This window comes from Roseibium sp. RP-7 (assembly GCF_053005225.1).
In genome coordinates, this window is sequence record NZ_JBRKQA010000001.1 from 2,643,793 (window position 1) to 2,663,394 (window position 19,602).

Annotated in this window: 18 protein-coding genes; 12 read left to right on the forward strand and 6 right to left on the reverse strand. The window is 56.2% G+C overall.

Going from position 1 to position 19,602, the window contains the following annotated elements:
* The first annotated feature begins 161 nt into the window (after positions 1–161).
* The 5 genes from yajC to ACVDG9_RS11950 all read left to right on the forward strand — a co-directional run bounded on the left by yajC (position 162) and on the right by ACVDG9_RS11950 (position 4,411).
* On the forward strand, positions 162–497 hold the full coding sequence (yajC, locus tag ACVDG9_RS11930; protein ID WP_022998714.1) for a preprotein translocase subunit YajC: 336 nt from the start codon (positions 162–164) through the stop codon (positions 495–497).
* A gap of 71 nt (positions 498–568) precedes the next feature.
* Positions 569–2,179, forward strand: a complete 1,611-nt coding sequence (gene secD, locus ACVDG9_RS11935; RefSeq protein ID WP_447238052.1) for a protein translocase subunit SecD — start codon at positions 569–571, stop codon at positions 2,177–2,179.
* Positions 2,180–2,195: 16 nt separating this feature from the next.
* Positions 2,196–3,146, forward strand: a complete 951-nt coding sequence (gene secF, locus ACVDG9_RS11940; protein WP_062488805.1) for a protein translocase subunit SecF — start codon at positions 2,196–2,198, stop codon at positions 3,144–3,146.
* A 10-nt stretch (positions 3,147–3,156) separates the two neighbouring features.
* The gene (locus ACVDG9_RS11945; protein ID WP_447238053.1) at positions 3,157–3,534 is read left to right on the forward strand and encodes an Mth938-like domain-containing protein; all 378 of its coding nucleotides are present in this window, start codon (positions 3,157–3,159) and stop codon (positions 3,532–3,534) included.
* 25 nt (positions 3,535–3,559) lie between these two features.
* Entirely contained in the window at positions 3,560–4,411 is an 852-nt protein-coding gene (locus ACVDG9_RS11950; RefSeq protein ID WP_447238054.1) for a phytoene/squalene synthase family protein, read from the forward strand.
* Between the two features lie 127 nt (positions 4,412–4,538).
* On the opposite strand, the gene trmFO is transcribed toward ACVDG9_RS11950, so the two are convergent.
* The 4 genes from trmFO to uvrA form a co-directional block, all read right to left on the reverse strand.
* Positions 4,539–5,957, reverse strand: coding sequence for a methylenetetrahydrofolate--tRNA-(uracil(54)-C(5))-methyltransferase (FADH(2)-oxidizing) TrmFO (trmFO, locus tag ACVDG9_RS11955; RefSeq protein ID WP_447238055.1), 1,419 nt, complete (start codon positions 5,955–5,957; stop codon positions 4,539–4,541).
* Positions 5,958–6,252: 295 nt separating this feature from the next.
* Complete coding sequence (locus ACVDG9_RS11960) at positions 6,253–6,402, reverse strand: DUF1127 domain-containing protein (RefSeq protein ID WP_006933293.1); 150 nt, start codon at positions 6,400–6,402, stop codon at positions 6,253–6,255.
* 830 nt (positions 6,403–7,232) lie between these two features.
* Positions 7,233–7,382: a DUF1127 domain-containing protein gene (locus tag ACVDG9_RS11965; RefSeq protein WP_006933294.1), complete on the reverse strand. Its 150-nt coding sequence runs from the start codon at positions 7,380–7,382 to the stop codon at positions 7,233–7,235.
* A 244-nt stretch (positions 7,383–7,626) separates the two neighbouring features.
* Positions 7,627–10,557, reverse strand: a complete 2,931-nt coding sequence (gene uvrA / locus ACVDG9_RS11970) for an excinuclease ABC subunit UvrA (RefSeq protein WP_447238056.1) — start codon at positions 10,555–10,557, stop codon at positions 7,627–7,629.
* Between the two features lie 584 nt (positions 10,558–11,141).
* Here uvrA and ACVDG9_RS11975 point away from each other — a divergent pair.
* Positions 11,142–11,696, forward strand: a complete 555-nt coding sequence (locus ACVDG9_RS11975) for a single-stranded DNA-binding protein (protein ID WP_447238057.1) — start codon at positions 11,142–11,144, stop codon at positions 11,694–11,696.
* 61 nt (positions 11,697–11,757) lie between these two features.
* Here ACVDG9_RS11975 and ACVDG9_RS11980 read toward each other — a convergent pair whose 3' ends face one another.
* Positions 11,758–12,234 (reverse strand): hypothetical protein, encoded by a 477-nt coding sequence (locus tag ACVDG9_RS11980; RefSeq protein ID WP_447238058.1) that lies wholly within the window; start codon positions 12,232–12,234, stop codon positions 11,758–11,760.
* 531 nt (positions 12,235–12,765) lie between these two features.
* On the opposite strand from ACVDG9_RS11980, the gene ACVDG9_RS11985 reads away from it, so the two are divergent.
* A complete protein-coding gene (locus tag ACVDG9_RS11985; RefSeq protein ID WP_209010186.1) occupies positions 12,766–14,655 on the forward strand; it encodes a L,D-transpeptidase family protein in 1,890 nt (629 codons plus the stop codon).
* Between the two features lie 80 nt (positions 14,656–14,735).
* Here the strand turns inward: ACVDG9_RS11985 and ACVDG9_RS11990 are convergent, their stop codons facing one another.
* Positions 14,736–15,881, reverse strand: a complete 1,146-nt coding sequence (locus tag ACVDG9_RS11990; protein WP_447238059.1) for a zinc ABC transporter substrate-binding protein — start codon at positions 15,879–15,881, stop codon at positions 14,736–14,738.
* A gap of 171 nt (positions 15,882–16,052) precedes the next feature.
* On the opposite strand from ACVDG9_RS11990, the gene ACVDG9_RS11995 reads away from it, so the two are divergent.
* From ACVDG9_RS11995 to paaC, 5 genes are all read left to right on the forward strand, one after another.
* Positions 16,053–16,913, forward strand: coding sequence for a PaaX family transcriptional regulator C-terminal domain-containing protein (locus tag ACVDG9_RS11995; RefSeq protein ID WP_447238060.1), 861 nt, complete (start codon positions 16,053–16,055; stop codon positions 16,911–16,913).
* Between the two features lie 129 nt (positions 16,914–17,042).
* Positions 17,043–18,035, forward strand: a complete 993-nt coding sequence (gene paaA, locus ACVDG9_RS12000; RefSeq protein ID WP_152507656.1) for a 1,2-phenylacetyl-CoA epoxidase subunit PaaA — start codon at positions 17,043–17,045, stop codon at positions 18,033–18,035.
* A gap of 5 nt (positions 18,036–18,040) precedes the next feature.
* On the forward strand, positions 18,041–18,523 hold the full coding sequence (locus ACVDG9_RS12005) for a DUF3291 domain-containing protein (RefSeq protein ID WP_022998700.1): 483 nt from the start codon (positions 18,041–18,043) through the stop codon (positions 18,521–18,523).
* A gap of 16 nt (positions 18,524–18,539) precedes the next feature.
* On the forward strand, positions 18,540–18,824 hold the full coding sequence (gene paaB, locus ACVDG9_RS12010) for a 1,2-phenylacetyl-CoA epoxidase subunit PaaB (RefSeq protein ID WP_006933303.1): 285 nt from the start codon (positions 18,540–18,542) through the stop codon (positions 18,822–18,824).
* Positions 18,824–19,600: a 1,2-phenylacetyl-CoA epoxidase subunit PaaC gene (paaC, locus tag ACVDG9_RS12015; protein WP_205838570.1), complete on the forward strand. Its 777-nt coding sequence runs from the start codon at positions 18,824–18,826 to the stop codon at positions 19,598–19,600. Before paaB ends, paaC begins: the two co-directional genes overlap by 1 nt.
* Positions 19,601–19,602: the final 2 nt, after the last annotated feature.

The window sequence follows — 19,602 nt, forward strand, 5'->3', positions numbered from 1 at the left end:
AAAACGTCAGTTATTCCCATACCGGTACGCTGGAAACTGCTTGCAAAGCTTGAAATGAGGCGCGCCGCAGTTATAGTCCGCGCCACCAGAATGAGAGCGTTTTTGCCGAAGACCCGACAGAGGGGTCGGTGGTCACCAAAAACGCCACTTAGGAGAAGTGAATGTTTATCACACCAGCCTACGCGCAGGCAGCCGGTCCGGCAGGCGCTTCCGGTTTCTTGATCCAGATCCTGCCTTTCGTGGCGATCTTCGCAATCATGTATTTCCTGATCATCCGCCCGCAGCGTCAGCGCATGAAGAAGCATCAGGACATGGTTGCCAACCTTCGCCGTGGTGACACCATCGTGACCACCGGTGGCCTGATCGGCAAGGTTTCCAAAGTCGTAGACGACGGTGAAGTGCAGGTCGAACTTTCCGAGGGCGTCAAGGTTCGTCTCGTACGTTCCATGGTGCAGGAAGTGCGCTCCAAAACCGAACCGGCCAAGGAAAACGCGTAACGCGATCCGCGCCGCTTCGATGATACCGCCGGGCCGGTTCAGATCGGCCTGGCTGCATTTAAGGCTTGACCATGCTCTATTTCGCACGCTGGAAAATCGCGCTGATCGTGCTTGTGGTTGCCGCTGGCATCCTGACCACGCTGCCGAATTTCTTCTCCCAACAACAACTTGAAAGCTGGCCGGACTTCCTGCCGAAGAACCAGATGGTTCTCGGTCTCGACCTTCAGGGCGGTGCTTATCTGCTTTATGAAATCGACAAGCAGGATTACGTCCAGAAGCGCATGAAGGCGCTGGTCGGCGATATCCGGTCAACCCTGCGCGAAGATCCGCGCATCGGGTATACGGGGCTCGGAGTTCAGGGAGACGCCGCTCAGGTTCGTATTCGCGATCTGACCCGGTTGGCCGATGCGGAAGAGCGTCTGCAACCACTCGTCAACCCGCTGGCCTCCAGTGTTTTTGGCGGTCAGGCGGTCAATGAGTTTGACATGACCGTGACGGAAGACGGTCTGGTTCGATTTTCCTATTCCGAGCGTGGCCTTGAGGATCGCATGACGAATATCGTCCAGCAATCCATCGAGGTCATCCGGCGTCGTGTTGATGAACTGGGGACTACGGAACCCAGCATCCAGCGCCAGGGCGCCGACCGGATTCTGGTCGAAGCGCCGGGTGAAGATGATCCGGAACGCTTGAAAGATCTCGTCGGCCAGACGGCGCAGCTCACTTTCCACATGGTCGATACGTCCATGTCCGGCGAACAGGCGCTTCAGAACCGTCCGCCTGCAGGCACCGTCATCATGACTTCGGTTGATGATCCGCCCATTCCTTATCTTCTCGAGGAAGCGCCGCTCCTGTCGGGCGAAGACCTTGTCGATGCTCAGGTCAGCTTCGATCAGCGCAACAACGAACCGGTTGTGAACTTCCGCTTCAATCAGTCCGGCGCGCGCAAGTTCGCCCAGATCACGCAGCAGAACGTCAACCGTCCGTTCGCAATCGTGCTCGACAATGAAGTCATTTCCGCGCCGGTTATCCGTGAGCCGATCACCGGTGGTTCAGGTCAGATTTCCGGCAGCTTCACGCTGGAGGGCGCCAACGATCTTGCCGTGTTGTTGCGCGCAGGTGCGTTGCCGGCCAAGCTGACCGTCATCGAGGAACGCTCCATCGGTCCGGGGCTTGGCGCTGATTCCATTGAAGCGGGCAAGTTGGCGTCTATCATCGGCGGCGGTCTGGTGATCGTCTTCATGATCCTTGCCTATGGCCGCTTCGGCATCATTGCCGACCTTGCTCTGATGGTGAACATCTTCCTGATCTTCGGTGCTCTGACAATGCTGCAGGCAACACTGACCTTGCCCGGCATTGCAGGTATCGTTTTGACGATCGGTATGGCGGTGGATGCGAACGTGCTGATCTTCGAGCGTATTCGCGAAGAAGCCAGGGCAGGGAGATCTGTCATTTCTGCGGTGGATGCAGGCTTCAGCCGTGCCCTCGGTACGATCCTGGATGCCAACATCACGACCCTGATCGCCGCCGTGATCCTGTTCCAGCTCGGCTCGGGTCCGGTCAAGGGCTTCGCCGTGACATTGGCCATCGGTATCTTCACCACAGTGTTCTCGGCATTCACGTTCAGCCGGTTGCTGGTAGCCCTTTGGCTCCGCCACCGCCGTCCGTCGAAATTGCCGATTTGATCCGGGAGACTTTCAAATGTTGCTGAGAATTGTTCCGGACAACACCAAAATCAAATTCATGTGGCTGCGGAAAGTCAGTTTTCCGCTGTCCATCGTACTCGTGATCGCATCAATCGCCGCCTTCTTCACCGTTGGGCTGAACTACGGCATCGACTTCAAGGGTGGTACCATCATCGAAATTAAGACCGATGGTCCGGCCGATGTCGCCTCGATCCGTTCCGATCTGTCTTCACTGAACCTTGGGGATGTCCAGGTACAGGAATTCGGCGGGTCGGACGACATTTTGATCCGTGTTGAAGAACAGCCAGGTGGCGAGCTTGCTCAGCAGGCCGTTATCGGCAAGGTGCGAACCATTTTCGAAGGTCAGGAAGTGGATTTCCGCCGCGTCGAAGTTGTGGGCCCGCGTGTTTCGGGAGAGCTGGCTCAGGCAGGGGCAATCGCGGTTGCCGCCTCGTTGCTGGCGATCCTGTTCTACATCTGGTTCCGCTTCGAGTGGCAGTTTGCGGTTGGGGCCATTCTGACAACGGCAAACGACGTGGTCATAACCATTGGCCTGTTCGTCCTGCTGCAGCTTGATTTCTCGTTGTCCAGTATCGCGGCCGTTCTGACCATCATCGGTTACTCACTCAACGATACCGTGGTCGTTTATGACCGTATTCGCGAGAACCTGCGCAAATACAAGAAGCGGCCATTGACGGAAGTGCTCGACATGTCGATCAACGAGACGCTGTCTCGTACGACCATGACGTCTCTCACGACGCTGCTGGCGCTTTTCGCGCTTTACATCTTCGGCGGTGAGGTCATCCAGTCGTTCACCCTGGCAATGATCTTCGGTATCGTGATCGGCACCTATTCGTCGATCTTCCTGGCGGCACCTTTCCTGATCCTTTTCAATCTTCGTGCGGAGGCCATGTCTCCGAAGGACGACGATGGCGAAAAGGATCCAAAGGCGAAAGCGTCGGCTTAGGGACGGTACGATGGAAATCCGCGATGCGCATTTTCCCGGTCGGGCGCCGCTCGAAGCTTATGGCAACGGCGGCTTCCGGTTTGCCGGGATGTCTCATCGCGGATCCTTGTTATGCGTTCCGAGCGGAATCTACGGTTGGGACGTTACCGATGCGTCCGCCTTTACTCCTGAAGCCTTTCAGAAGGTTCTGGAGGAACAGGCGGACATTGAAGTGCTTCTGGTCGGAACCGGCAAGGAACTTCGACCTTTGCCGGCAGAGCTGAAAACGCTGTTTCGGGAGGCGGGCATATTGTCCGACCCGATGTCGACAGGCGCCGCGCTTCGGACCTTCAATGTGCTTTTGTCGGAAGACCGGGCTGTCGCTGCTGCACTGATCGCTATCGACTGAAGTACCTCAAAGGCTATCGGGCATTATGACGACCGATTTTGACCATGCTGCCGATGTGGTTCGTCAATTTGACAAGGACCGCTATCTCAGTGCGTTGCTGGCACCAGAAGCCCATCGCAATGGACTGATGGCGCTCTATGCCTATAGCGCCGAGATTTCCCGTATTCGAGAACTGGTGTCGGAACCGCTTCCGGGTGAAGTTCGGCTACAATGGTGGCGAGACCTGCTCGAAGGCACGGAACATGGAGCTGTTGCGTCCAATCCGGTTGCCAATGCCTTGTTGCAGACGATCGACCGATACGAGTTGCCGAAAGAAAGCCTTGTGGCGATGGCGGAGGCAAGGGTTTTCGATCTCTACAACGACCAGATGCCAAGTCTCAACGATCTGGAAGGTTACGCTGGTGAAACCGTTTCTGGGGTGATCCAGCTGGCTTGCCTTGTCTTGAATGATGGCAAGGAAGCCGGCACGGCAACGGCCGCAGGGCACGCGGGCGTGGCGTATGCGCTGACCGGTTTGATGCGCGCACTTCCTTGGCATGCGTCGCGGCAGCAGATGTATTTGCCGAAGGACGTCTGTGACCGGCACAATCTTGACGTCCAGACAGTGTTTCGAGGCGAAACGACGGCTGAACTTCGGGCTGTGCTTGCTGAAATGCGCGGCCATGTCCGCCATCACCTCGGCCGTGTACGTCAGGCATCGAAGGATGTACCAACCGCCTGTCAGGCAGCCTACCTGCCACTGGTTCTCGTGGAGCCATTCCTGAAAAAACTGGAACGGGAAGACCTGGATCCGTTGAAGCAGGTCGCGGAGATGTCTCAACTCAGGCGACAATGGATACTCTGGCGAGCGTCCGGGAACGTACTGAAGGCCATCTGATCCTGAATGGACTGATTTCCCGACGCGCAAAAAGGCGCTTTCCCGAGTGAAAAAGCGCCTGTTTGAAAATCATGAAAATGCATTCGATCCGGCCGCACATGCCTGAACATGGGCTAATCGGCACCGACTATTCGGCGGCCTGTTTCACAGGGCCTAACTTGGCCTGCCAGCCCGTGAAGTCCGTTTTCGCCCGATTGGTCATCGCAAGCTTCTTTGCACGGGTCTTGTCCTTGCCTTTCAGTCGCTTGCCGTTTTCATCCTTGTTTGGTGCGTCCACTTCGGGGAACAGGCCGAAATTGACATTCATCGGCTGGAATGAGCCCGGTTTGCCGGCACCTTCGTCCCGTGTGATATGTCCGCCGGTAATATGACCGAGCAGCGCACCCATGGCAGTCGTTGCGGGTGGCGGGACGATCTCCTGACCGCGGGCTTCAAGGACTGCAAACAGCCCGGCAAGGCAGCCGACGCTCGCCGATTCCACATAGCCCTCACAGCCGGTGATCTGACCGGCAAACCGCAGCCGAGGATCGGCTTTGAGCCGTAAGGTTCCATCGAGAACCTTCGGCGAGTTCAGGAAGGTGTTGCGGTGAAGGCCGCCAAGGCGGGCAAATTGTGCGTTTTCAAGGCCTGGAATCATCCTGAAAATGTCGGCCTGGGCACCGTATTTCAGCTTTGTCTGGAAACCGACCATGTTGTAGAGCGTGCCGAGTGCATTGTCCTGACGCAGTTGCACAACCGCGTAGGCCTTCACCTCCGGATTATGTGCGTTGGTCAGTCCCATGGGTTTCATCGGGCCATGCCGAAGTGTTTCGCGGCCGCGGGCAGCCATGACTTCAATTGGCAGGCAGCCATCAAAGTAGGGCGTGTTTTCTTCCCATTCCTTGAAGTCCGCTGTTTCACCTTCAAGAAGCGCATCGACGAAGGCCTCGTATTGCACCTTGTCCAGCGGGCAGTTGAGATAGTCCTTGCCAGTGCCACCAGGCCCCACCTTGTCATAGCGGGACTGGAACCAGGCCTTGGAAAGATCAACACTTTCGAAGTGGACGATCGGTGCAATAGCGTCGAAGAATGCAAGAGCATCTTCCCCGCTTTTTTCCAGGATTGCGGCCGAGAGAGCCGGTGACGTCAGCGGTCCCGTTGCAATGATGACCTTTTCCCAGTCAGAAGGGGGCAGACCTGCGACTTCCTCACGCGAGATCGTCACATTCGGATGATTTTGAAGTGCGGTCGTGACGGCGTTCGAGAATCCGTCCCGATCCACGGCAAGTGCACTGCCGGCAGGTACCTGATGAGCGTCAGCGCAAGACATGATGAGAGAACCGAGTTGACGCAGTTCATGATGTATCAGGCCAACGGCGTTTTGCTCAGAATCATCAGAACGAAAAGAATTCGAGCAGACAAGTTCGGCAAGACCTTCGGTCTGATGAGCATCCGTTTTGCGGACAGGACGCATTTCGTGGAGGACGACGGGCAATCCGGCTTGTGCGATCTGCCAGGCAGCCTCTGAACCGGCAAGGCCGCCGCCGATGATATGGATGGGGGTCATTTTGTGTCCCTGGGACTTGTTCCGGCCGCCTTTCGTCACCGACTTGCGGCAAGGTGGATCCGGACAATTGCTTTGCCGACCTGATTACAGGCAAAGTCGGGCAACCGCAATGTGCGCCATATCGATGTGACGGAATGGTCTGATGTCGGGCACCGATATGATTGCCGACAAAACAAAAAAAAACGCCCGCCGGTGGGAGGAGGTACCGGCAGGCGCTTTTGGAGTTCCACGCATGGAGCGCGGAAGATGCGGTCATCAGGTTGGGAGGAGGATACCTTCTGACCGCGAAGCTTTGTTATTTCGCAGACATGCGCGCGTAGCGAGCGATGTCGGAGCGGGCAATGCCCAGGTCGTCCAGTTCGCGGTTGGACAGGTTGGACAGCTCGTCATAGGTCTGACGGAAGCGTTTCCAGTTATTGAATTTGCGAACAACAGTATCGATCATGGTTTAGGCCTTTCGCTATCTCATGGCCATGGCACCGCGGATCGGCGTCTGGCCCGTTCATCTCTTACAGGCTGGAAGATAGGTGTTTTGTGCAGTGCGAGGTAGAGGGGAAATTGCGAAGCTGATATGCAGAAAATGCAGATTAAAAAAGCCTTAATGGGGTTGAAATGGCAAAACGACCCGCATGCTTCGCATAGCTGTCATGATTTGAGTGTTCGCAGGTGCGAAATGGAAATGGAGTCGGGAGGGTTCCTTTCTACGGATCAGTCCGTCATTTGGTCTCGCCTGAAAACTCTAGACTGACCTGGTACGCACAAGTGATCTGCGCTGACGGAAGGCAGGCGGCGATAGCGGAGAAGACGGTGGAGTTCACAAGACAGGTTGTCGATCTACCAGCCCAATCGAAAACGTGGCATCGCAACAAGCGAAGACATCAAATTATCCGAATGCGACCCCGGCCCGGGTAACGACCCAGCTTGTGAATACCTATTTTGTGCTGACTCGCATCGCTTGGGCGTTCTCACAGGGATTGCTTCGCTTGGAGGAATGAGCGAGCTGTCGCCGCAAGAGCAGAGACATCGACCTGGAGATAGTTCAACACATCCAGATATCGCACTTGGCGTTGGAGTGTCAGAATTTTGAGGAATCTCTTGCCTGACCAGACAGGCATGGGAGGAAATCAGGACGCCAGAAAAACGAACGCCCGCCAGCGGGAGGAGGTGCTGGCGGGCGACGTTTCGACGTGACAGGGCTGGGAGGAGGATGCCCTGCGTGTCACACGCCCGTCGGCTGGGAGGAGGATGCCTAGGGACGCGATCTCTTTATTTCATTCAGCCAATCTGACGACGCGCGACAAATTTGATGTCGCTGCGGCAGATGCCGAGGTCGGCAAGCTCACGGGCCGAAAGGCGGGACAATTCGTCAACCGCACGGCGGTAGCTTACCCAGTTGCTGTACTTTTGGCGCACGGTGTCAAACATCTTCTTATTCCTTAATTATCGAAACGCGTGTGCGTTCCGCGCCGTTGTTGTCCAATGATATATTTCACCACTCGAAATAAAAGAAGTGCCATCTCTGCATGCCTGACATGCGTTTGATGCAATGCAGCAAAGCTTGCGCAGACAGATTCGAGATGATTCGTGGAACATGCGGAAATACAAATGAAAAAGGCATGTGTGCGGTGCACACATGCCTGTCGTCACGTAACTGGAGACTGGTTAAGACCTATTCCGCAGCGTCGTGTGCACGTTGCGGACGTCGCTGCAGCAGTTCCTTCAGGAATTGACCCGTGTAGCTTTCCGAAACCTCGGCAACGTCTTCAGGCCGTCCGGTTGCAACCACCGTGCCGCCACCGTCGCCTCCTTCCGGTCCCAGATCGATAATCCAGTCTGCCGTCTTGATGACTTCAAGATTGTGCTCGATCACCAGTACGGTGTTGCCCTGGTCGACCAGTTCGTGAAGCACTTCCAGCAGCTTTGCGACATCGTGAAAATGCAGGCCTGTCGTGGGTTCGTCCAGTATGTACAGCGTACGCCCCGTCGAGCGCTTGGAGAGTTCCTTCGCAAGCTTTACGCGCTGCGCTTCACCACCTGAGAGCGTGGTCGCCTGCTGGCCGACCTTGATGTAGCCGAGACCGACACGCGCCAGTGTCTCCATCTTGTCGCGTACAGCGGGAACTGCGGAGAAGAACACGGCGGCTTCATCCACGGTCATGTCGAGCACGTCGGCAATCGACTTGCCCTTGAACTCGACCTCGAGCGTTTCCCGATTGTACCGTTTGCCTTTGCATACGTCGCAAGTGACGTACACATCCGGCAGGAAGTGCATTTCGATCTTTATGACGCCGTCGCCCTGACAGGCTTCGCAGCGGCCTCCCTTGACGTTGAAGGAGAACCGGCCGGGCTGATAGCCTCTGGCCTTGGCTTCAGGCATGCCGGCGAACCATTCACGGATCGGGGTAAAGGCACCGGTGTAGGTCGCCGGGTTGGATCTGGGTGTCCGGCCGATCGGTGACTGATCGATGTCGATGACCTTGTCGAGCACTTCCAGGCCTTCGATGCGATCGTGCGGGGCAGGGTTGTCCCGCGCGCCATTGAGGCGACGAGCTGCGGCCTTGTAGAGCGTATCGATCAGGAACGTGGACTTGCCGCCACCCGACACACCGGTGACACAGGTAAACGTGCTGAGCGGCACGTCGACGTCAATGTCCTTGAGATTGTTGCCGCGGGCGCCGCGAACGGAGATCTTCCGCTTCTTGTTGATTTTTCTGCGCTCGTCGTTGCGCGAAACCATCATGGATCCAGACAGGTACTGCCCCGTCAACGAATTGGGATTGGCCATGATTTCGGAGGGAGTGCCCTTGGCGACGATCTGCCCGCCATGGACACCTGCTCCTGGTCCGACGTCGACAACGTAATCGGCAGTCAGCACCGCGTCTTCATCATGCTCGACCACAATCACCGTATTGCCGAGATCGCGCAGGTGTTTCAGCGTTTCCAGAAGACGGGCGTTGTCGCGCTGATGAAGGCCGATGGACGGCTCATCCAGTACATAGAGAACTCCTGTCAGCCCCGAGCCGATCTGCGAGGCGAGGCGGATACGCTGGCTTTCGCCGCCTGACAGTGTTCCGGAAGACCGGGACAAGGTGAGATATTCAAGGCCAACGTCATTCAGGAACTTCAGCCGCTCGCGAATTTCCTTCAGGATGCGGCCTGCGATTTCGCTCTGTTTGTCGTTCAGTTGCTCCGGCAGGGCTTCAAACCAGAGGCTTGCATCGCGAATGGAATGTTCGGTGATCTGACCGATATGCCTGCCGGCGATCTTGACGGCAAGCGCTTCCGGCTTCAGACGGAACCCGCTGCAAGCCGGGCAGGCATGATCGGATTGAAACCTTGCCAGTTCCTCGCGAACCCAGGTGGATTCCGTCTCGCGCCAGCGCCGCTCGATATTGCCGATTACACCTTCAAAGGTCTTCTCTGTCCGGTAGCTGCGGACGCCGTCATCATAGACGAATTCAATCTTCGCATTGCCGGTTCCATGAAGGATTGCCTCGCGCACTTCCGAAGGAAGATCCTTCCAGGGCGTTGCCATGGACACCTTGAAATGACTGCAGAGTGCTTCCAGCGTCTGGGCATAATAAGGTGATGTCGACCCTGTCTTCGCCCACGGCAGGACAGCTCCTTCGCGCAGGGAAAGCGAGTGGTCAGGAACAACCAGGTCTTCCTCGAAGGCGAGTGTTGTTCCAAGGCCGTCACAAGTGGGGCAGGCGCCGAAGGGATTGTTGAACGAGAACAGACGCGGCTCGATTTCCGGAATGGTGAAGCCGGATACCGGGCAGGCAAATTTTTCGGAAAAGATCAGCCGTTCCGGGTTGCCGTTCTCGTCGGTCTTGTCGGCAAATTCGGCAATTGCAATGCCATCGGCAAGTTTCAGCGCCGTTTCCAGTGAATCGGCAAGCCGACCGGAGATATCGTCACGCACGACGATACGGTCTACGACGACGTCGATATCGTGCTTGAATTTCTTGTCGAGGGCAGGGGCCTCGGAAATCTCATGGAAGGTTCCGTCGATCTTGACGCGCTGGAAACCCTTCTTCATCAGCTCGGCAAGTTCCTTGCGATACTCGCCCTTGCGGCCGCGAACCATCGGCGCGAGCAGGTAGAGGCGGGCACCTTCTTCCAGTTCCAGAATGCGATCGACCATCTGGCTGACGGTCTGGCTTTCGATCGGCAGACCGGTGGCGGGGGAATAGGGAACGCCGACACGCGCAAACAAAAGGCGCATGTAATCGTAGATTTCCGTAACCGTCCCGACCGTGGAGCGCGGATTGCGGGACGTGGTCTTCTGTTCGATGGAGATTGCCGGCGACAGTCCGTCGATCTGGTCGACGTCCGGTTTCTGCATCATTTCCAGGAACTGACGCGCGTAGGCGGACAGGCTTTCCACGTACCGCCGCTGTCCTTCTGCATATATGGTGTCGAAGGCGAGTGACGACTTGCCTGAGCCAGACAGGCCGGTCATGACAATCAACTTGTCGCGGGGCAGGTCCAGATCGACGCCCTTGAGGTTATGCTCTCGTGCGCCACGGATGCTGATGACCCGTGTTGGGTCCGCCTTCCAGGCTTCTTCCGACTGCGATCCCTTGGCTGTCTTCATTGTCGTTCTTTCTGACCGCATGCGTCGCCCAAAGCCGATTGTTGCTCTCGCATACGCTAAGATGGTCCATTGCCGATGATGTCTGTTTGCCCCGATATAGCAGTTTCGGGCGGAGCTTCCAGTGAGGCATTTTCATTATCGTGCTGGAGGCACTTGTCGATGCGATGCCTGATTGAATCGCTTTTACAGAAATGGTAAGAACAAAACAAGTACATTAACGATTGCCGCGTCAGGAGCCGAGCAGAAATAGGTGACCGAAACCTCGCAGTTCGTGAGATAATGTCCTGACAGAAAAATCGGGGCTTGATTGGAACAAAAGTGGAGCAAATTGTAACTTGGCGCAATCAAGGATTGTGTCTGTCGACTTTGCTCGAATTTTAGGCGGATGAACCAGGCGGCAGTTTGTGAGTTGCCTTGTGGAAAATGAGTGAAGCCTGGCGAAAATAGCGGCGAAGCTGTTGGCGTGCCGTTAGGGTTCTGGTTTCTAGCAGCAAAGCTTGCAACGTTGACCGTTTATCGACACGTGCCGGAGAAGCACACGAACATCGTCGGCGGGGTCAACGAAAAACAAACAGGAGTTCAGTATGGCGGGCAGCGTCAACAAAGTAATTTTGGTCGGCAATCTGGGAGCAGACCCGGAAATCCGCCGTACGCAGGATGGCCGCCCGATCGCCAATCTCCGGATTGCGACGTCGGAATCCTGGCGCGACCGCAACACCGGTGAGCGTCGTGAAAAGACGGAGTGGCACCGCGTCGTGATCTTCAACGACGGTCTTTGCAAAGTTGCGGAGCAATATCTGCGCAAGGGATCAAAGGTTTATCTCGAAGGCCAGCTTCAGACCCGCAAATGGCAGGATCAGTCCGGTCAGGACCGGTACTCCACCGAGATCGTGCTGCAGGGCTTCAACTCCAACCTGACCATGCTTGACGGCCGCGGCGAAGGTGGCGGTGCATCCGGCGGTCTTCCCGATTACGGCAATGACTCACAAGGCGGCGGCGGAGGTGGCTTCGGCGGCGGCGGCTCCGGTTCCGGCGGGAATTTTGGTGGTGGCTATGGCGGCGGTTCCAGCGGCGGTGGCGGTTACGGCGGTCCGTCCGGTGGCGGTGGCGGCCCCATGGACGACGAAATTCCGTTCTGATCTTTTTCTGCCCTACCGGGTGCGGTCCCATGCTTTGGGGCCGCGCACCAGGGTATGTTGATCAACCGCCGACGTTCGGGTCGTAAGGCGTGTTCGGGTCATCAATGCCGTCGTAATATTCCTGCGCACTGCCGAGACCGCAGTGATAGACGGCTTCTTCTGCGCGTGTGTCGCCACCCGTAATCGGGGCGCCGTTGTGATGCGCGAATTCATGAATGATGGTGGCCAGCACCATCCACCTGCCCATTTTAAAGGCCCGGTCACCAACCGCGATTTCCCCGGAAGGAACGTGGATTTCCCCATGTAGCGGTGAAATGGTCGGTCCGTAATTCACCCAAATCGAGCTGTCGTTGATCATGTCCGACAAGCTTCGCCCCTTGGGTAGCGTCCGGAAATAGGCATTACATCCCGGGTTGTTCTTGACCATCTTGAAAAGCTTGTTTCTGGCCCATTTCAGCTTTGAATACTGGGAAGAGTTGAAACTTGTGTATTTCCAGATCGGTGACGAATGGTCACCAACATTGAATTGAAACGGCATTTGGCTCTCCGGTAATGTCTCACGTACTCGTGAAGCCGTAGATACCCCTTTGACGAAGAAGGGGGCGTGATGCCAATCACGCCAGGTAGTTTTTCCAAACAGCTGCAGTTCTGCCGTTTCTGGCACCGTGATGGTGGGCAGCTGTACTGTCAGCAACGAGGCAAAATCGTCACAGTCGGCTGATTTCAAACCTGTGTAGGACGGCGCCCCTTAACCATCTGATGAACCCTGTTATAGTATCAAACGGTTTACGGGCGCAGTTTCCGGGAATCGGGTCGCGGGGCCCGGTTGCACGGTAACTGCGTTGCCATATCACGCTCGGATGTAGAACATCCTCGGCGGATATGCCGAACAGCCTTCGATCCTTGCAGGGAAGCAATAAAACCCTGGTGACTTGGGCAAGGCGTCAGGTTCGAAAAGATTTAAAATAAGCGGGTTTAGACAATGCGAGCGAATGCAATGGCACTGAGCGAATGTACCAGGAAAAAACCGAAACGTTCCGTCCTGGGGACGTCCCTCAGGGCTGGCTTGATGGCGACGGTGCTTTTTTCCGGTTTTAACCTGGTCTCGGTAGAACCTGCTTCCGCGCAGGGGTTGTTCCAGCGTCTGTTCAATCCGGAAGCGCATCGCCGACAGCAGGAGCGTGAGCGCCAACAGGATCTTAGCAAGAAGGTCGTTACCGCAAAGGTCTCTGCGCCGCGCTACCTCAATTACACGGCCGACAGCTGGAAGAAGGTTTCGCTGGCTGAGCTGTCGGAGATCAAGTCCGCCGAGGTGAAGCCTGATGTCCAGCCCGTTGAAACGACGGATGCCCCGAGCACCGAAAGCGATAGCCTGCCACAGGCTCCGGTCGTTCTGACCGCATTCGACACGGCGCGTCCGGCATTGAAAGACATGTCGCTCACCGTCCTTCCGGAAGTGGGTTCTGCAGTCATTTCATTCTATCGTGAGCATCCCGATTTCGTCTGGGTGAAAGACGGTAAGCCGACAGAAAAGGCAATCGCGGTCCGTAGCAGTCTCGCTGATACAGGCAAATTTGCGCTGAACCCGGAAGACTATGTCGTCGATCTTCCCGTAACTGAAGGTCTTGAAGGTGAGGCACTCGATGCCGCCACGATGCGGTTCGAGATGGAGATGAGTGCAGCCGTTCTGACATATGTTCTGGATTCCAGGCGCGGACGTGTCGATCCGAACCGGATTTCCGAATACCACGATCTTCCGAGGCATGAAGTCGATCTCGTTGCAGCCCTGGAAGGCTTCAAGGCAGCGGCCAATGCCGAAACAGCAGTTGCCAAAGCGCAACCTCAGAGTGAACATTTCCGCAAGCTGACCGAAGAGTTGGCCCGCCTGCGTGCAGAAGATGAAGACGCCGACCAGATCGTCATCGCGCCCGGTACGTTCCTGAAGGCTGGCAAATCCAGCCCTGAAATGAAGAACATCGTCGCCGCGATCGCCAAGAACGGCTCGGAGGAACTCAAGTCGGCTCATGAAGAGACGCTGACTGCCTATGATGGCGCTGAACTTTATTCTCCGGAACTCGTTGAGCTGGTGAAGGCTTTCCAGAAGGAAGCCAAGCTCACGCCGGATGGTATCATCGGCAAGAACACCATCAACGCGATGGTCGGCGAAACCAACGCGGCGAAGATCGCCAAGGTCGAACTGGCCATGGAGCGCAGCCGCTGGCTTCCCGAAGAGCTCGGCGAACGCAAGGTTTTCATCAACCAGGCTGCCTTCACCGCGACCTATACCGCGCCTGACGAAGCTCCATTGAGCATGCGGGTGGTTGTCGGCAAGAAGTCCAATCAGACCAACTTCTTCTACGACAAGATCGAAATCGTTGAATACAATCCGTATTGGGGCGTGCCGTATTCGATCATTGTCAATGAAATGCTGCCGAAACTGGCTAACGACCCAAGTTATCTCGACCGCGCCGGTTATGAAGTAACGACACCAGGCGGCCGGCAGGTTTCGTCTTCCGCGGTCGACTGGTACGCGGTTGCTTCAAAACAGCAATCGGTCAACGTCCGCCAGTATCCGGGCAGCTCGAACGCGCTTGGCGAAGTCAAGATCCTGTTCCCGAACAGGCATCACATCTACATGCACGATACGCCGTCAAAGAACCTCTTCAACAAGGATATGCGAGCATACAGCCATGGCTGCATCCGTCTGCAGGATCCCAAGGCCATGGCCGCTGCGGTTCTCGGTAAATCCAAGGATTACGTGAGCTCGCGTATTTCGGGCGGTCAGAACCAGCAAGAACAGGTGACCGGTGATATTCCGGTTTATGTGTCCTATTTCACGGCATGGCCTGAGCTGGACGGGACGGTTGCCTTCTATACCGACGTCTACGACAGGGACATGCATCTGTTGAAGGCCATCGAGAAAACCGAAGCAGAGCGGGAAAAAGTCAGAACGTCCTGATCTAGGATAGCAGAACAACAAAAGCCGCCGAAGGGGTGACCTCCGGCGGCTTTTTTGTTTGCCCTCTCCAAGAGGCAATATCAGGAGGCGCCGCCGAGGCATTCCTTCAGAGAGCTTGAGAGCCCCTTCAGAAGTTGCGGATAAAGGTCCGGTCCATTTTCAAGATCGGTGCCCAGCGGGTCAAGCGTACCTGACTTAGCGCTGCTGCCTTCCAGAACAACCGAAACCAGCTTTGCGTCAAATTGCGGTTCCTGAAAAACGCAGCTTACGCCGAGGTCCCTGATCTTGCCCTGGATTTCCTGAATTCGGTCTGCACTCGCCAGCGCTTCCGGAGAAACGGTAACCGATCCACTGGCCTCGATTTCATAGTGATGTTCGAAATGATGATAGGCATCGTGGAAGACGATGAACTTTTTGTCTGCAAACGGAGCCAGTTCAGCGGAAATGTCCTGATCGAGTGACGCGATCCGCTTGGAAAAAGCCGCTGCATTCTTCTTATAGGTTTCGGCGTTGGCTGGATCCTGTTTCGCCAGGGTATCTGCCATGATTTTTGCGATCTCGATGCCGTTTTCCGGGTTCAGCCAGATATGCGGATCGACAGCCCCGTGTGCCGCGTGCTGATGCTCTGCGTCGTGGTCGTGACCCGAGTGGTCATGGGCTTCGGCGTGGCTGTCGTCGTCATCATGTTCGTGGCCGGCATGTTCATGTTCGCCCTCTTCGTGATCATGTTCGCCGCCAGCGTGGTCGTGGTCATCTTCTTCTGCATGATCATGCGCATGCTCTTCGCCACTGTGCCCATCGTCATGATCGTGATCATGGGCGTCGAAGCTGGCACCTTCGCGAATGTCGAGTTGATGAATTGCAGACGCATCGATCAGTTCGACCGTTACAGCATTCTTGGCCATGGTTTCGATCGGCTTCTTGAGCGAGGGAGCCAGTTCTGGCCCAACCCAGAACACCACATCGGCTCCCTGAAGTAGAAACGCCTGCGACGGTTTCAGCGCGTAGCCATGAGGAGAGGAGGCGCCGTCGACAAGGACATAGGGCGTCCCGACACCTTCCATAACGGCCGATGCGATGGAATGGATCGGTTTGATGGACGTGACGACACTGGGGGCGTCGGCGTGCGCATTCACTGTCAGGGTCACAAGTGCTGCTGCGGCGGGAGCCGTCAGATAAAGTGACCTGCAGGCGCTGTTCTTGATGGCGGAGAAGGTGAGGGGCATAGGTAGGCCTTCAGGATGATGTAATTTTATAACGTGTAATTTTATAACGTTCAAAAATTGGGTTTTCAAGTCCGCTTTCGCCGGAATGTTGTCGAGAGCATCCGTGAACATCTTGGTTTGCAGCCGCCGTACAGATAAGCTTTAGAAAAATGCTGACGGATCAGAAGCTTCATGCACACCGGAACCGAAATACTTGCTGACAGTTTCCTGCGGCCCTTTCCGCCCAAGGCTGCGCAGCTGATCGTGACCATCTACGGAGACATCGTTGAACCGCGTGGCGGTGTGCTTTGGATGGGAGACCTGATCAGCCTTTGTGCCGGCTTCAGCGTTAATGAATCGCTTGTCAGGACAGCGGTGTCTCGCCTGGTTTCAAAAGGTCAGTTGAAAGGTGAGCGGGAAGGCAGGCGAAGCTTTTATGCCCTGACACCGGATGCCCGGGAGGAATATCACCTGGCGGCAGACTTGTTCTATGGCCCTGAGGATCCGGATTGTGGCTGGCTGTTGACCCGTTGTACGGAAGCCGCGGATCAGGCCGTTCTGATGCGGTTTGGTTTCGCGTCACTTGAGGGGAATGTCTACATCGGTGCCGACAGACCGGGACGCCCCGTCCTTGGTACCGCGTTTCGCGCATCGGCATTGAACCTGAAATCAGGTGAACTGGAAAAAATAGCTGCTTCCTCATTCGGACTGGAGCTGCTGGCTCGGGACTACACAGGCTTCGTCTCGCACTTCAAACCCATGCAGAACCTGATCGCAGATGGTGTTGCACCTGCCTCAGCACTGTTGTTCCGACTGGCATTGGTGCATGCCTATCGCGGCATTCGCCTGCGGGATCCCCGCCTGCCACGCTCGGTCCTGCCGGCAGACTGGGCCGGATATGAAGCGCGTTCGTTGTTCGCCGCGCTCTACGCGGGCCTTTCTCCTGCAGCCGACAGTTACATCGGTCGGAACCTCCTGAATCAGGATGGTCCACTACCGGCCACACCGGATGCAGTGCAGGAACGTATGCGATCACTGAACTTAACTTATTGAATTATTGAGTTTTTCGGCAATCGTCTGAAACGGGCGACAAAACATCACAAAAATAATTAATTTCATGCTTTTTCTGTGATGTGTTGTGAGGTATCCTTTTGGAAATTCAACATGACGAAAGGAGGCGTCATGTATGCCCAGATGGTAAAAACCGACTCGACCAAAGTTCTCTCTCTCGCGGAGATGACGGACGAGGAAAGAGCCTTTCAGGAACGCATTGACCGTGGTGAGAAAATCGAACCTACGGACTGGATGCCGGAAGGCTATCGCAAGACCCTGATCCGTCAGATCGGTCAGCATGCTCATTCGGAAATTGTCGGCCAGTTGCCGGAAGGCAATTGGATAACCCGTGCGCCTACACTCGAGCGCAAGGCGATCCTGCTTGCCAAGGTTCAGGATGAGGCAGGCCATGGCCTTTATCTCTACTGTGCGGCAGAAACCCTCGGCGTCAGCCGGGACGAGTTGATCGAGCTGCTCCATGCCGGCAAAATGAAATATTCCTCGATCTTCAATTACCCAACGCTGACGTGGGCCGATATCGGTGCCGTCGGATGGTTGGTGGACGGCGCGGCGATCATGAACCAGGTGCCGTTGCAGCGGACGTCCTTCGGGCCGTACTCGCGGGCGATGATCCGTATCTGCAAGGAAGAAAGCTTCCACCAGCGCCAAGGCTACGACATCATGATGAAGATGGCGAAGGGTTCGGAAGCGCAGCGCCGCATGGCGCAGGATGCCTTGAACAGGTTCTGGTATCCGTCGTTGATGATGTTCGGTCCTTCCGACAAGGACTCTGTCCATTCCGCCCAGTCGATGGCCTGGAAGATCAAGATCAACACCAACGACGAGTTGCGCCAGAAGTTTGTCGATCAGACCGTTCCCCAGGCTGAGTATCTCGGGCTGACAGTGCCTGACGAGAACCTCAGGTGGAACGAGGAAAAGGGCGGTTACGATTTTTCCGAACCGGACTGGAGCGAGTTTTTCGAAGTTCTCAAGGGCAACGGTCCATGCAACCGGGAACGCATGGAAGCCCGGGTGACGGCATGGGAAGATGGTGCCTGGGTGCGTGACGGGTTGATGGCGCATGCTGACAAGCAGGTCGCTGCCAGAACCGCGGCCGAGTAAGCGCCATGACCGAAACTCATCTGGCCGAATTGAATGTGGCTCGGCTCCGTTACGATATCAACGATCCGCGGATTGCCGATTTCGTCAACAATCTGAACCGGGTAAACGCCGCCGCCGAACGCAGCAACGGTTTTGTCTGGCGCTTGAAGGATGAGGCCGGCAACGCGGTTTCCATGACGCGCGAAAGCGACCCGTTGGTCATACCGAACCTTTCGGTATGGACCGACGTCGGGTCTCTGGAAAACTTCGTGTTCAAGACCGTTCACAAACGCATCTACGACCGACGGGCGGAATGGTTTGAAGTGATGGAGCGCATGCATTTTGTCATGTGGCCGGTCGCCGCTGGCCATGTGCCAACGCTCGAAGAAGCTTGGCAGAAGCTCGACTATCTGAACGAGCACGGGTCAACGGATCTTGCCTTCGGCTGGGAGCATGTGAAAGACGCCAATCTGTGGCGGTCGGCACGATGCTCAAGTTCTGCAGCCTGACATTTCGGAGGAAATCATGAAAAAGGAATGGCCCCTCTGGGAGGTCTTTATTCGCGGCCAGCATGGTCTCAATCATCGCCATGTAGGGTCGCTGCATGCGCCGGACGCTGAAATGGCAATCAAGAATGCGCGCGACGTCTATACGCGCCGCAAGGAAGGCGTTTCGATCTGGGTCGTGCCGTCGGCACAGATCACTGCTTCTGATCCGGGCGCGAAGGATGCCTTGTTCGAGCCGTCCATGGACAAGATCTATCGTCACCCAAGTTTTTACGACATTCCGGATGAAGTCGGAAAAATGTGATGACCAGAAAAGACGAACTAATCGCACGCGACACTCTCTTCGAATGGTTGCTGCGCAGAGGCGATACCGCGCTTGTTCTGGGGCACCGCGTTTCTGAATGGTGCGGGCATTCTCCTGTGTTGGAAGAAGATATCGCACTCGCCAATGTCGCTCTCGATCTAATCGGACAGGCGCGCATGTGGCTGGGGCTTGCCGGTGAAGTCGAAGGTAAGGGACGCGGCGAAAATGAGCTGGCTTACCTTCGGGACGCCTGGGACTTTCGCAACTTCCTGCTGGCCGAACAGCCAAATGGTGATTTTGGCCAGACGTTGATGAGACAGTTCCTGATCGATGCCTATCAGGTTCCGTTGCTCGAGGCTCTGAAAAGCTCGAAAGACGAGCGGATCGCTGCCATTGCTGCGAAGGCTGGCAAGGAGGTTGCCTACCATCTCGACCGATCCGCGGACCTCGTGATCCGTCTAGGAGACGGTACTGAAGAGAGCCATCGCCGCATGCAGCAGGCTCTTGATGCGTTGTGGTCCTACACCGGTGAAATGTTCGCCAGTGATGCCATCGACACCGCGATGGCGGAAGCAGGGCTTGCTCCAGATGCCGCCTCCTTGAAAGCGGAATGGAAAGAAACAGTCGAAGCTGTTCTGGATGAGGCTACGCTTACCCTTCCGGAAAGCGATTTCGCCCATATGGGCGGCTTGACCGGTCGTCATTCGGAACATCTGGGGCACATGCTGGCAGAAATGCAGTTCCTGCAGCGGGCCTATCCCGGCGCAACCTGGTGATC

Excerpts from the sequence above, each read along its gene's own strand:
- paaA (WP_152507656.1), top strand. The coding sequence starts at position 17,043 with ATGTATGCCCAGATGGTAAAAACCGACTCGACCAAAGTTCTCTCTCTC.
- ACVDG9_RS11995 (WP_447238060.1), top strand. The coding sequence starts at position 16,053 with ATGCACACCGGAACCGAAATACTTGCTGACAGTTTCCTGCGGCCCTTT.
- ACVDG9_RS11960 (WP_006933293.1), bottom strand. The coding sequence starts at position 6,402 with ATGATCGATACTGTTGTTCGCAAATTCAATAACTGGAAACGCTTCCGT.
- yajC (WP_022998714.1), top strand. The coding sequence starts at position 162 with ATGTTTATCACACCAGCCTACGCGCAGGCAGCCGGTCCGGCAGGCGCT.
- ACVDG9_RS11975 (WP_447238057.1), top strand. The coding sequence starts at position 11,142 with ATGGCGGGCAGCGTCAACAAAGTAATTTTGGTCGGCAATCTGGGAGCA.
- secD (WP_447238052.1), top strand. The coding sequence starts at position 569 with ATGCTCTATTTCGCACGCTGGAAAATCGCGCTGATCGTGCTTGTGGTT.
- paaC (WP_205838570.1), top strand. The coding sequence starts at position 18,824 with ATGACCAGAAAAGACGAACTAATCGCACGCGACACTCTCTTCGAATGG.
- ACVDG9_RS12005 (WP_022998700.1), top strand. The coding sequence starts at position 18,041 with ATGACCGAAACTCATCTGGCCGAATTGAATGTGGCTCGGCTCCGTTAC.
- ACVDG9_RS11990 (WP_447238059.1), bottom strand. The coding sequence starts at position 15,881 with ATGCCCCTCACCTTCTCCGCCATCAAGAACAGCGCCTGCAGGTCACTT.
- trmFO (WP_447238055.1), bottom strand. The coding sequence starts at position 5,957 with ATGACCCCCATCCATATCATCGGCGGCGGCCTTGCCGGTTCAGAGGCT.
- uvrA (WP_447238056.1), bottom strand. The coding sequence starts at position 10,557 with ATGAAGACAGCCAAGGGATCGCAGTCGGAAGAAGCCTGGAAGGCGGAC.
- ACVDG9_RS11965 (WP_006933294.1), bottom strand. The coding sequence starts at position 7,382 with ATGTTTGACACCGTGCGCCAAAAGTACAGCAACTGGGTAAGCTACCGC.
- ACVDG9_RS11950 (WP_447238054.1), top strand. The coding sequence starts at position 3,560 with ATGACGACCGATTTTGACCATGCTGCCGATGTGGTTCGTCAATTTGAC.
- ACVDG9_RS11985 (WP_209010186.1), top strand. The coding sequence starts at position 12,766 with ATGGCGACGGTGCTTTTTTCCGGTTTTAACCTGGTCTCGGTAGAACCT.
- ACVDG9_RS11945 (WP_447238053.1), top strand. The coding sequence starts at position 3,157 with ATGGAAATCCGCGATGCGCATTTTCCCGGTCGGGCGCCGCTCGAAGCT.
- secF (WP_062488805.1), top strand. The coding sequence starts at position 2,196 with ATGTTGCTGAGAATTGTTCCGGACAACACCAAAATCAAATTCATGTGG.
- paaB (WP_006933303.1), top strand. The coding sequence starts at position 18,540 with ATGAAAAAGGAATGGCCCCTCTGGGAGGTCTTTATTCGCGGCCAGCAT.
- ACVDG9_RS11980 (WP_447238058.1), bottom strand. The coding sequence starts at position 12,234 with ATGCCGTTTCAATTCAATGTTGGTGACCATTCGTCACCGATCTGGAAA.